Raw genomic sequence first — 12,386 nt, 5'->3', positions numbered from 1 at the left:
GCCCGACACGCCGGGGCCGGTCAGCGAGCGTGAACCACCACCCGGTTGCGGCCTGATGCCTTGGCCGCGTAGAGCGCCTCGTCGGCCAGCCGCAGCAGCGTTTCGCCCGTCGCGTATTCGCCCGACTTCACAATCCCCATGCCAACGCTGACCGAGACGCTGAGGGCTTCGTTCCCCGCCGTAACGGGCACGGCCGCGATGCTCCGGCGAAGGCGATCCACGGCGGTTTCCGCTTCGGCGATGTTGTCCATCGCGAGGACCACCAGAAACTCTTCTCCCCCGTAGCGGCCCAGGGCATCGCCCTTGCGCACAACCTCGGCGAGCCTGCGCGACACCTCGCGGAGGACTTCGTCGCCCGCCAGGTGACCATGGCGGTCGTTGACCTGCTTGAAGTGGTCAATGTCGATCATCAACGCCGCCGCGGGATGGCCTGCGCGTTGCGATCGGGCAAGTTCCTTGTCCAGGATTTCGAGGATCGTGCCCCGATTCCACAGACCGGTCAACACATCGTGGGTCGCCTGATGTTCCAGCGCGTTCCGGGCCTCGCGCAGCTCCGCATTGAGCTGGTAGAGTTCTTCGTAAAGCCGGCTCTTTTCCAGAATAACGCTGAGCTGGGTTGCGATGCGCAGGAAAAGGTCCTGATGGAGGTTTGCGTAAGTGTGGGGCTTCCTGCTGGAGAAGAAGAGGAATCCAACGGGCTTTCCCATGGCCACCAGGGGACAGGTCAGGCTGGAACGGATACCCTCGGCATAGGCGAGTCGGCTGGACTCGGAGCAGGGATTCTCCCGGCAATAGGACTCCAAATCGTTGAGCAAACGGGGCTTGCCGCTCTGAAGAATCTGCTGAAGGCTGCTGTGCTCGATGTTCTGGGCATACCCGATTGCAATTTTCACGTCGGAGGAGTCTGAGCGCGCCCAGTGTGACCGTAGAACGGCGCCGTCCTCCTCCAGGAGGGCCAGTCCGATGCGATCGAAGGGAATGATCGGGCGGAAGGAATCGTAAATGTGGTCCATCACTTCCCCGATGAATACACCGTGATTGACCCGCTCCGCAATTTCCAGGAGCCGCGCAAGCTCGTGGTAGCGGCGCTCCATCACGCGGGAGAGATCCACCAGGGCGGTCCCCAACTCGCCCAGCGGCCCGTCGCCACCGTCAAAATTTCGGTCACCGAACTCGAGACGCTGCATGGCGAGCACGTATTCTTTGTACTCTTTGAGCCTCGGGTCGCTTTGGTCGCTGTCCGTCATCACTTTCTTCCCTTGCGCTGGATGCACCGGAGGGCTGGCCTGGGACGTCCCGTTTCTTCTCAACAGTGACAGCAGGGCACCCGCTGATACTGTTTGAATACGTGTTTGAGATGCCTGACCCCGGTCAAGGGCACAATCTACGGGAAAATCCCGCAGCTTTGCAAGCTATGTGCGGGAAAGTCCCGGTCTTCGAGGGGGGCGCACGCCGCTCCCGGCCGAAACCGGGGCCCAACCACTGGATTAATCGAAAAGATGCGTTAGTATGATGTCCCGCACTGCCGTGCATGGAAGAACCGGTGTCGGGTCAGACGCGGGAGACTTGCACACCAGCAGGGGCATCTCCTTTCGGGTTTGCCCCACGCGGCCGTGGGAGCCGCGCACGAGGGAGGCATCCAGGGGGATCACGTCCATAAGCGTGCGGAAGCCGAGTTTTTTCTTGAGCAGACGCCAGACGATGTGGGCGGGGGGAAAAGCCAGCTTTGGATCGAGGAAAAGCTCCACGGGGTCGTAGCCCGGCTTGCGGTGAATGTCCACGCACCGGGCGAAATCGGGGGCGCGGGCGTCGTCCCGCCAATAGTAGTAACTGAACCAGCGCCGCGCCTCGCTGACGAGCACCAGATCGCCGCTGCGCTCGTGGTCGAGGTGGATGGCGGCCTGGCCCGCGCGGTCCAGCACCTGCTCCACGCCCGGGACGGCGCGGAGGAGATCGTGGTAGTAGCCGATGCGCGACGGATCTTTGATGTAGACATGGGCGAGCTGGTGATCCGACACCGCGAAGGCGTCGCTCGCGCCCGCGTCGAGGAGTTCCAGACCTTCTTCCTCGCGAATGCTGATAGCACCCGCTTCGCGGAGGATGCGGTTGGGGTGGACGGCGTCGTCCACGGGCTCGATACCATATTCGCTGACGATGATGGGCCGCACGCCCGCGCCCTGGAAGTAGTCCAGGAGCTGACCCACGACGCCATCGAGTTCGCGGACGTATTTCGGGATGTCCGCGTGCTCCGGCCCGAGCTTTTGCAGGCAATAGTCCAAGTGGGGGAGATAGACCAGGGTAAGACCGGGGCGCTGCTTCTTGTGGCAATAGATGGTGGCGTCGGCAATCCACTGGGTGGATTTGATGGACGAGGCCGGGCCCCAGAAGTTGAAGAGGGGGAAGGTGCCCAGCTCCGCCTGGAGTTCATCGCGCAGGTTCTGCGGGGACGAGTAGCAATCGGGAATCTTGCGTCCATCGGCCTTGTAAATCGGGCGCGGCGTGACGGAATAGTCCACGGAGGAATACATGTTGTACCACCAGAACATGTTCAGCGTGGTGCAGGAAGGATCGCGGTCACGGGCGATGTCCCAGACCTTCTTTCCTTGCACGAGGGGATTGGACTGCTTCCAGAACTGGACCTCCGAAAGCTCTCGGTTGTACCAGCCATTGCCCACGATACCGTGCTCATTCGGTTGCAGGCCCGTGAGCATGGAGGATTGCACCGTGGTGGTGACGGCGGGGAAGGAGGGCTCCAAATGTCGGAGCTCGCCCGCCTTCACGAAATCGCGAATACGCGGACAGGCGTCGCCGATGAGAGATTCGGTCAGGCCGACGGCCAGAATGACCGCCGTGGGGTGGTGGGTCGTGTTCATGTGCCGGCAATTCTCCGGTGTCCCCAGACCGTTACGGCGAAGCACGCGAGGGCAACCAGCGACAGCCAGGGAAAAGGGGTCAAGGTCAGGAAAAAAGCGTCTAACAGGGATATGCCCGCGAGCCAGCCCAGCACGGCGGGGACGACCCGGGGCGGCGATTGCCAGATAAAGCGCGCGGAGCGAATGAGCCACAGGTTCAGGATAAGCATGGCGGGGAGTGTCCAGCGCCAGTCGGGGGTGGGCATGAACCACAGCGCGGGAAGGGGGATTAGCACCAACGTCGCAGCGAGCCAGCGACGGAAACCCAGGCCGCCAGAGACTTCCTTTTGTGCGACGAGGGTTAGGGCGATGATGTAGATGGCGAGGAGGGCGGCGCAATTCATCAACGCCCAACCTATTGTAAAGATCACTTCATAGTTTTCGGTTTCATTCAGGTACTCATTTGATGTTGCCGTTACTGCGGCTGCACCGGCAATGTAAACCAGGGCGCGACACAAGCCCATGAACACGAGGGAGCCAGACCATCGCTTGTGGAAGTAGTTATAAAGTGTGATTGATGCAATTAACGCTAGCCCCGGCAGAATTGCCCATGGAACCCATAGAATTAGGATCAGCATTCCGCCGGAAAAACATATTGCGGTGAAGCTCCTTACGTCACCTACACTGAGTGTACCCGATGGTATGGGGCGCTGGGGGCGCTCGACGCGGTCAATACTTCGATCCAGTAAATCGTTTAGGGCCATTCCGGCGATGTAAAAAAGCGACACGGCGAATATGGCCGCGAATACGAGCGCCCAATCCAGCGATGTCGGCCCAACTGCCAGCGCCGCACCCACCAGAACATTTGAGAACACCGTGGGGAGGTTGGAGATCCGCGCAAGTTGCAGATAGGCCTTGAACTTCGGAGGCATTTAGACGGTCCCTGTGCATGGGCAACGCTGAAAGACATCAGAGAGTGCAGCTTTTAACCACAAAGAACACAAAGAACACAGAGAAAGAAATCCTTTGTGCTCTTTGCGTTCTTTGTGGTTAAAGATCTTCATTTCGCTGTCGTATCCATCACCCACTGCATTTCCTTCGCGATTCCCTCGGCGAGATCGTCCACGCGCAGTTCCACTGGCAGCACGTTCCAGGCGTAGGTCTCGACTTCGAAGTGTTTGCAGTCGGTGAACTCCGCCACGTGCTGGAGGCACTTGCGCACCTCGTCCTGCGTGGCGCGGAGGTGGCCGAAGCGCTCGAGGAAGAGGGGCACGTGGAAGTGGGTGCGCAGGGTCAGCTCCGCGAGGGATTCGCCGGTGATAGCGTCCAGCGCTTCGGGGAGGTCTTCGTAGAGCGTCATTTCGCCGGGGTGCAGCGCATTGGTGACGGCGGTCTGGTGGAGGTAGCGCGGCTCCTGGAAGCCCGCGAGCTGTGCAAGGGCCTCCGAATTTCGGCTCGAATCCAATCGGGAGAAATCCGCTTCCACCGCGGATGAAATCTGCACCTTGCCCACACGCAGGCCGGCATGCTGATAGGCCAGGAGAACATCGAGCTGATCCTCGCCCATGACGGCCGCATGGCACACGTCGTGGCACACGCGGAGGTAGCGGGTAATGTGGGCCTCGTTCCCGTGACTAAACAGGTGCTCGTGAAAAAAGCGGATGATGTCCTCGCTCGTATCCAGCATGCAGCCGGGCTCGGGCTCGATGTCGAGGTGGATGCAGTGGCCGGTGGCGGCTTCTTCCCGCGCCAGGTGATCCACCAGCTCCAGCAGATGGCGCGCGGCCGTGCGCAGGGTTAGTTCGTCGTCCTCGCCCGGCCAGCCGATGGGCAGGCTCGAAATGCTCCCCTCCGCCTCCTTCGGCAGCAGCCGCCCGAGAATGCGCACCAAGTCCTTCGTATAGTCCAGCCGCTCCAGGTCGGCCCAGGTGGGCTTGTAGACCGCATGCTTCACCACCGCCTGGTGAAAATCGCCGTAGGGGAAGCCGTTCATCGTATTCACGCACAGACCGCGCTCCGCGAGCCAGTCCGCCAGGGCGCCCGCGCGGTCGTGCTGCACGACCTCGCGCGCGGCCGAGGCGGGCAGCCACAACCCCACGCCCATGGGCTTATCGGGCGACACGCGCGCCTTCACGGCGACGGCGTAGCGCTCCAGGTTTTCGAGCGTGGTGGCGTAGTCCGTGCCCGCGTGGATGTTCGTGCAGTAGCTGAGGGGATTGTCGTTGGTAAACATGTGATCTCGACTGGGGTGACGGGAAATGAAATGTGTAGGCCATTATAGTGGGGCGGGGCCGTGCGTTGCACGAAGTGGGCGGGGAGATTTGGTTTGCAGTGGGTCGCGCGATGATGCGATGGAGGGCAGCTATGGGATTACCCCCTGCCCCCCCGTAAGCGGGCTTACCCCCCCTGCCCCCCCGCAAGCGGGGGGGACCAAGAAGTTCGCTCCAGCGAGTGAAGACGGCCTCGTAAGCTCTGGGGTTCCGAGGGGCCACCCGAGCGAGAGAAATCCCCCGCTTGCGGGGGGAGGGGTGTACTACATGCACGTCCGGCGCCGGACTATTTCCAGCAATGGGTGGTTTCCCTTTGTGCGTTCACCGGCTGCGGGGTGTCTGGCGGTGTCTGGACAGGGTAACCGGTATGCCTGTCCGTGGAGTCCGCCAGCGCACTTCCCGCAGGAGCGTTGGACGCGTGGAAGGGGCGAGTGTCCGATCGGAACCTCACCACCCACTGCTTCTATATATATGAATGGCGCGTTGCACTTATTTGGGTGGCGGGCGAGCGGGATGTTACTCTCTTTGAACAACTTGGGACGAGGCTCACCAGGTTGCGGAGCGGAATCAACCGGGTATTTAACTCGTTGGGGAAGAGGACTGAATCATGGAAAGTCGCAAGGTTCGCTGGGGCATCCTCAGCACCGCCGAAATCGCCACGAAAGTCGTCGCGGGTTTTCACGACGCGGCCAACGCCGAAGTCGTGGCTGTGGCCAGTCGCTCTTTGGACAAGGCCCAGGCCTGGGCAACGGCCCACGGCGTGCCCAAGGCCTATGGGTCCTACGATGAGTTGCTGGCCGACGACAGCATCGACGCCGTCTACATTCCCCTGCCCAGCGCCCTGCGCAATGAATGGATCAAGAAGGTCGCCGAAGCGGGGAAGCACGTCTACGCCGAGAAGCCCTTTGCCGACGGTATTGAAGAGGCCATTGCGGTGTGTCGCGACAAGGGCGTGCAATTCATGGACGGCACCATGTGGGTCCACAGCACGCGCACCCACGACATCGAGCGGCGCATCGCGGCGGGCGACATTGGCGCGGTGCGGCGCGTCACTGCCGCATTTACCTTCAAGTATCCCGACAAAGCCTGGCTTGAAGGGGGCAACGGCCGCACCGACAAAACCCGCGAGCCCATGGGTTGCTTCGGCGATCAGGGCTGGTATCCCATCGGCGCCATTCTATGGGCCTATGGCTACGCCCTGCCCGAGCGCGTGCAGATGAACTACATCTCCAAAAACACCGTGGACACTATCGTCGGCTGCGGCGGCACCCTCTGGTTCTCCGACGGGCGCATGGCCACCTTCGACAGCGGCTGTATTTTGCCCCACCGCTCCCAGTTTGAAGTCGTCGGCGAGACCGGGCTCATCCGCGTGGACGATCAGGTCGGCGGCCAGGGAAGAAGTGGCAACTTCGCCGCCTACGAAGGGCGCTTTGTGGGCAGCGGACACTATTTCCTCGGCGATGTCATGGGCAAGGATGTGGAAGTGAAGGTCGAACCCTGCGATCATGTGGTGAAGTTGGTGGAGACCTATTCGGGGATCGTGCTGAACGGGAAGGTTGATGGGCAATGGCCCGAGCGGACTTTGGCGTGTCACCGGGTTATGGCGGCATTGTTCGCATCGGCGGAGGGGGGATGTGGGGTGGTGGCGGTGTAGGGGGGGTATGGCAATCGGTGGGAGAACGGGGCATCGAAATCCGCCCCGAAGGGCTCTCTCGTTCCAGATCCGGTGCTGCCAAGGTTGGAAGATGGGCGGAATCGTGTGCCGAAGCTGGCAGAAACCACCGTGTCGTAAGTCCCTACCTGCCAACGAGGACGAATTTTCGGGGACCATAATTTCGAGCAGCGAGTGAATGACTCAACCGTTATGGGGATGTCGAAATGAACGGCGTGTCATACTCATCGTGGTGTATGTCCAACAAGAGGGTTCGACCATTTGGTGAGCCGAAAAAGAGGTCCGATGAAAATAGAGTCTCTAACGATGAACGGTTTTCGGTGCTTTGACCAAGGGGGCCAGACGATCCACCTAGATAACCTGACTTGCTTCGTTGGGCCGAATGCATCTGGAAAAACAGCCGCAATGATGGCCTTGGCACGGCTATTCGGCGAGTCGACGGGACAGCGCCAAGTTGTTCCATCCGACTTCCACCTTTCGTCTGGCGAAAGCCTCAAGGACAAGCCGTCCCGCGCCCTGAGCATAGAGTGCCGCCTTGCGTTCCCCGAACTTGAAGAGGACCGAGTGACGGCGTCTACGGCAGTACCCGAAACGTTCAATCAAATGATTGTGGGAGAGATCGGTGGCACGCCCTATTGCCGCGTTCGGCTGGAGGCGACATGGACAGACGACGGTACGGCAGAAGGTGATGTGGAGCAGTCCATCTGGTGGATTCTGACCGACTCGGACGACCCAGTGACGATGAAAGACGAGAACCGTTGTAGAGTCCAGGCTGGAGATCGTGGCAAGGTGCGGGTAGTGTACGTTCCGGCTGCTCGTGACCCTAAACAGCTGATGCGGACAACAACCGCAACAACGTTCGGAAGACTGCTTGACGCTTTGGATTGGAACGGGGCTGAGGAGTCCCTGAAGAACAAGCTCGTAGATATTCAGGAAGAACTAGGGGAAGTTCTCGGCATCCAGACTATGAATTCCGAGATCCAAAAATCTTGGCGGGGATTCTATGATGGCCGTGTTGCCCGGAGCCTGTCGTTTCAGATATTGGAGGAAACTCCCGCCGCCCTAATTCGGCATTTGATTCCTGTTTTCAATCCTGGTGAAGACGGTCAAACCATGGGGGCGGATGACTTGAGCGACGGCCTACGGTCGTTGTTTGCCCTCTCCCTATCACTTGGACTCTTCCGTATAGAGGAGTTATTAAGAACTGACGCGGAGACAAAGGGCTTCAGCCCAGAATTGGCAGAAAAGCTACCCGTCCTAACGTTGTTCGCCGTCGAGGAGCCAGAAAATCACCTATCACCGCACTACCTGGGCCGTATCGTGTCGGAGTTGATGAAAACCGGTGCCGGAGACTCAGCGCAGGTAATCATAACGAGCCATTCACCTTCCATTCTTGGGCGTATTGAACCCGATGATGTTCGGTATTTCCTTGGGCATGAGCAGTCCCGTTCGACACGGGTAATGTCCATTCCACTACCGACAGATAAATCTGATGAGTCTTTCAAGTACGTTCGTGAAGCAGTTCGCGGCTTTCCAGAACTCTACTTTGCCAGACTCGTCATTCTGGGCGAAGGACCATCGGAAGAAATCGTTCTTAAAAAGCTGTTTGAGGTGAGCGGATCACCTCTTGACACGCATTTCATTTCGGTGGTTCCCCTCGGCGGGAAACACGTCAACCATTTTTGGAGGCTTCTGCATGGGCTGGATATTCCGTTCCTGACTTTACTTGACTTGGATCGTGAAAAGGAGGGGGCCGGTTGGGGGCGAATTCAGTACGTTCGTGACCAACTGGTGGCGCAGTTTGGCATGGGGCACGAACGCCTACGCTATACGAATGCAAAAGGAAAAACAGTAAATCTTGAGGATGAAACGTGGAAAAAGGTTTCCGATCGTCCTTCCAATGAAATCGATAATCTTGAAAAATGCCTCAGAATGTTCGCAGAGCACTTCGATATATTCTTCTCGTCTCCACTCGATTTGGACTTCGCCATGCTGGAGGCTTTCACCAAAGCTTACGTGAGCTTGGCTCCCGCTCGTAGGGGGCCACGACTTCCCGAAAAAGAGGACCCAGAATACCAAGTTGCCATCAACCGTAGGATGAAACAGGTTCTTTCGGCAGATGCCGACAAAGCTCCAGATTCTCTCGGTGAGACTTATAGCCCGGAACAGCAGAAGCTATTCGCGTGGTACAAGTATTTGTTCATAGATGGCTCAAAGCCCGTGACCCACATGCAAGCCCTCGTAAAGATTAAGGAGCATGAACTTCGAGAAAAGATGCCCGCCGCCCTGAAGAATCTTGTCGCTCGGGCGCGGGTTCTTGTCGCCCAGAACAACGGTGATGGCTGATGGCGCTCATTCAGCCTGAACTCTGGGTTCCCGCTGGCGTTGATTCCTTAGAGCCAGCGGCCAGTCGAGTGGTTCAATCATGCCAGAATGCCCTTGTAACGGCTGGGCCAGGCGCTGGAAAGACGGAACTTCTTGCCCAGCGGGCGTGTTTTCTGCTTGATACGGGTACCTGCAAGTCTCCTTATCGAATTCTTGCTATATCCTTCAAGCGAGATGCCGCAAAAAACCTTAGCGAGCGTGTGCGAACACGGTGCGGCGACAGGGCCCAGCGTTTTGATTCGTTCACTCTTGATGCCTTTGCCAAAGGCCTGGTTGACCGGTTCAGGCTATCCTTGCCCAAGGAGTGGCGTCCGAAAGCCGATTACGAGGTAATGGTCCGCTCGCCGGATGTTAACCGAATTCGCGCGTGGCTGAAGAACGTCGGATTGCCCACAGGCCATTCTGGACCCGACATAAGTCATCTGCCTGACGGTGAGCTAAAACGTAGATTCGAGACCTTTACCTACGGTTCGAGGCTTCCTTACGACAGCCCCGATGTGGATCCGTTAGACGCGCATTTCGGGCGCTTGTGGTGGCAAGAGCAACTGACTAGGCCCGCAGGTCAAGAGAGCCTGATGTTTCCGATGTTGAATCGTTTGGCGGCGTACCTTCTGAGGAGCAACCCAAAGCTGACGCAGGCTCTCCGGACAACCTACACGCATGTTTTTCTTGACGAGTTTCAGGATACCACCGCTTCACAGTATGACTTAGTTCGTGCTGCCTTTCTCGGGTCGGAATCGGTATTGACCGCCGTCGGGGATAGCAAGCAGCGCATCATGGTATGGGCGGGGGCGATGACAGAGGTGTTCGATACTTACATGACTGACTTTGAGGCGGTTTCTCATGAATTGGTTAGAAACTACAGGTCTGCGCCTGAGTTAGTCCAGATGCAGCAAGTCATAGCAATGGCAATAGAGGCGGATGCGCCCCAAGCTCAGGCTGCAAAAGTGGACGCGAGTGGAAGTTGTTCTATCCTTGAGTTTAAGAACCCCAAGGCTGAGGCTGAATATGTGGCTGAGTTGATCGCTTCAGGCTTGCGCGATGAAGATATGAAACCACGGGATTTCTGTATTATTGTTCGTCAACGAACAGGGGAAATGGTTGAGACGCTAAAGAAAGCGCTGTCCAAACGTGATATTCGACTTCGTGATGAGTCTCAACTACAAGATCTGTTGATTGAACCGGTAGTCCATTTCCTTCTTGCAGTACTCCGGTTGAGCACCAGAAACCGGGACGCAGAAGCCTGGGACATCCTAACAAGTACTATTTCAATGCTCCTTGGTCTGGATGAAAATGCCGACACGGCGCAGATTGAGAAGAGATGCGTGGCGCTCGTACAGCATGCCAGGGAAACTTTGACGTCTGGGCAATATGTCGAGGGGCTACTGACAAAATTGATTGAAATGGTGGGTGAAGCCCACTTTCGAGCTGTATACGGACAATATCGAACGGGTGCATTTCTGAATTCCACAATCAACAATTTTGCCGATGAATTGCAGGTCTCGATGGGAGCTTTTGCTTCGGCTCGTGAGGCTGTCGATGATTTGGTTGGCGTTGACGTGGTTCCGGCAATGACCATTCACAAGAGCAAGGGGCTGGAATTTCACACGGTCATCTTCCTCGGATTGGAGGACAGTCAATGGTGGTCTTTCAGAAATCAACCTGACGAAGAGAAACGGGGCTTTTTCGTCGCGTTCTCCCGTGCCATTGAACGAGTGTATTTCACTTACTCTGATGTGCGAGATGAACGCTGGGGACGAAGGCCGCAGGGAAATAGCAGTATTAATGAACTTTACGAAATTCTTAGACGAGCTGGGGTTCCTACAGTGGACTGTAGGTGATGGACTTCCATTCTAGAGGATACATTCATCAATTGGGACGACTTTCAAACCTGCCGTAACCGACATTACATAGATTCACGCCAATTGATTCTAGTGGTTTCCAGGTTCGCTGTGCCGTCACTTCGGGACTGGGACTTGCGGATTGCGGTGGGTTGGTCGCGATGATGTAGAAGCGGGGCTCCGGGGGGGCTGCATTTTCTGGAGGTGAGGGGTGAAGGGTTGCCTGGTTGTTTGGGGTGCCGTTGGGGCGTATTCTTTGGGTGCGCGGACACAGCTTCCGCTTGAGGTCATGCGCCTCGAAGAGTGTGAATCGGATATACGGTGGGGATTTGATCATGACTTTTCTCTGGGTCACCATGGTGAGTGCGTTTGTGAGTGTGGTCGCCAACCGTCTGGATCGTTGGTGGTCGATTCGAAGCGCGCTCAGTATCAAGGCAGCATTGTCTGACGAAACCAACCCCCAAAGAGCGATGCGGAGTGCTTCCAATTCCGTTGAGCTTGGTGGACCAATGAGGAATCATATCGTTCTCACGGTAGTAGCCTCGAATAAGGGAGGCGAAGATATTACGATTTCTAGGGTTGAAGCGGTACTCCCAAAGAAACACGTGTTTGCTCTTAGACACGATCCTGAAGATGGCTCACCCAGTAGGCCGGAGTACACTCTCGAATCGGGAGGGCCGAGAGGCCGATGGAGTGCACCTCTCGGCTATGAGGGAATCGCTGAAATAGAATCCATTCGACTTTGCGACGGAAATGACCGAACGTGGAACGTGCCTGAGAAGTACGTTACATATATCAGAGCGAACGCTCGTGTGGCACTTCGGAAGAAGGAGGCCGAGGAAGCGATTTCCTCGTTATCACCTCCACAGCAGCCACAGGCAAAAGACCACGGTGATAACGCAGAGGACCACAACAATCCCGAGTAGCGGGTCGGATTGGCCGGGGAGGGCGTCGGAGCGGAGCTCCGGGGACTGCATTTTCCGCCCAGGCGGATCTGCGACCCGCCTGCGGCGCGTCTGCGACCCGCCTGCGGCGCGTCTGCGACCCGCCTGCGCGCGTCTGCGACCCGCCTGCGCGCGTCTGCGACCCGCCTGCGCGCGTCTGCGACCCGCCTACGGCGGACTACGCTATGTCGCCACTTCGTGGCTAAGAGTTGCGGGTTGGGTCGGTTTGGTCGAATTTGGTCGGGGATGGCGTCGGAGCGGCGTTCCGGGGACGGCATTCTCCGCGCAGGCGTCCCATCACCCATAAGCTTCGTCGCAGGCTCCTACGCGTATGGGTGGCACCCGTGGTGAGCGTGGTTGGTTTTGGGCGGTTGTGGTGTTCACCGGGGCGGCAGGGACGGGAGGGACGTAAGGGACGTAAG

The 12,386-nt window shown here is 58.1% G+C and carries 7 protein-coding genes; 3 read left to right on the top strand and 4 right to left on the bottom strand.

Annotated features, from left to right (window positions below; all coding sequences use genetic code 11):
• Nucleotides 1-20: 20 nt before the first annotated feature.
• The 4 genes from JNK74_20160 to eboE all read right to left on the bottom strand — a co-directional run bounded on the left by JNK74_20160 (nucleotide 21) and on the right by eboE (nucleotide 5,085).
• Nucleotides 21-1,247: a GGDEF domain-containing protein gene (locus JNK74_20160; GenBank protein ID MBL7648500.1), complete on the bottom strand. Its 1,227-nt coding sequence runs from the start codon at nucleotides 1,245-1,247 to the stop codon at nucleotides 21-23.
• 240 nt (nucleotides 1,248-1,487) lie between these two features.
• Nucleotides 1,488-2,873, bottom strand: coding sequence for an alkaline phosphatase family protein (locus tag JNK74_20155; protein ID MBL7648499.1), 1,386 nt, complete (start codon nucleotides 2,871-2,873; stop codon nucleotides 1,488-1,490).
• Nucleotides 2,870-3,784, bottom strand: coding sequence for a UbiA family prenyltransferase (locus tag JNK74_20150; protein ID MBL7648498.1), 915 nt, complete (start codon nucleotides 3,782-3,784; stop codon nucleotides 2,870-2,872). The genes JNK74_20155 and JNK74_20150 overlap by 4 nt, the downstream gene beginning before the upstream one ends.
• A gap of 128 nt (nucleotides 3,785-3,912) precedes the next feature.
• Nucleotides 3,913-5,085, bottom strand: coding sequence for a metabolite traffic protein EboE (gene eboE, locus JNK74_20145; GenBank protein ID MBL7648497.1), 1,173 nt, complete (start codon nucleotides 5,083-5,085; stop codon nucleotides 3,913-3,915).
• A gap of 644 nt (nucleotides 5,086-5,729) precedes the next feature.
• Between eboE and JNK74_20140 the strand changes: the two genes are divergently transcribed.
• The 3 genes from JNK74_20140 (at nucleotide 5,730) to JNK74_20130 (ending at nucleotide 11,020) form a co-directional block, all read left to right on the top strand.
• Entirely contained in the window at nucleotides 5,730-6,776 is a 1,047-nt protein-coding gene (locus JNK74_20140; GenBank protein ID MBL7648496.1) for a Gfo/Idh/MocA family oxidoreductase, read from the top strand.
• A 303-nt stretch (nucleotides 6,777-7,079) separates the two neighbouring features.
• Nucleotides 7,080-9,140 carry an AAA family ATPase gene (locus tag JNK74_20135; protein MBL7648495.1) on the top strand — a complete coding sequence of 687 codons (2,061 nt, stop codon included), beginning with the start codon at nucleotides 7,080-7,082 and terminating at the stop codon, nucleotides 9,138-9,140.
• The gene (locus tag JNK74_20130) at nucleotides 9,140-11,020 is read left to right on the top strand and encodes an ATP-dependent helicase (GenBank protein MBL7648494.1); all 1,881 of its coding nucleotides are present in this window, start codon (nucleotides 9,140-9,142) and stop codon (nucleotides 11,018-11,020) included. Before JNK74_20135 ends, JNK74_20130 begins: the two co-directional genes overlap by 1 nt.
• The last annotated feature ends 1,366 nt before the right edge of the window (nucleotides 11,021-12,386 follow it).

It is taken from the genome of Candidatus Hydrogenedentota bacterium (assembly GCA_016791475.1).
Lineage (GTDB): Bacteria > Hydrogenedentota > Hydrogenedentia > Hydrogenedentales > JAEUWI01 > JAEUWI01.
The sequence above is the reverse complement of the archived record's forward strand: the minus strand, read 5'-3'. Positions and strand labels throughout refer to the sequence as shown.

What these genes read in the sequence shown, in the direction of transcription:
- JNK74_20160 (MBL7648500.1), bottom strand. Translation starts at nt 1,247, where the DNA reads ATGACGGACAGCGACCAAAGCGACCCGAGGCTCAAAGAGTACAAAGAA.
- JNK74_20155 (MBL7648499.1), bottom strand. Translation starts at nt 2,873, where the DNA reads ATGAACACGACCCACCACCCCACGGCGGTCATTCTGGCCGTCGGCCTG.
- JNK74_20150 (MBL7648498.1), bottom strand. Translation starts at nt 3,784, where the DNA reads ATGCCTCCGAAGTTCAAGGCCTATCTGCAACTTGCGCGGATCTCCAAC.
- eboE (MBL7648497.1), bottom strand. Translation starts at nt 5,085, where the DNA reads ATGTTTACCAACGACAATCCCCTCAGCTACTGCACGAACATCCACGCG.
- JNK74_20140 (MBL7648496.1), top strand. Translation starts at nt 5,730, where the DNA reads ATGGAAAGTCGCAAGGTTCGCTGGGGCATCCTCAGCACCGCCGAAATC.
- JNK74_20135 (MBL7648495.1), top strand. Translation starts at nt 7,080, where the DNA reads ATGAAAATAGAGTCTCTAACGATGAACGGTTTTCGGTGCTTTGACCAA.
- JNK74_20130 (MBL7648494.1), top strand. Translation starts at nt 9,140, where the DNA reads ATGGCGCTCATTCAGCCTGAACTCTGGGTTCCCGCTGGCGTTGATTCC.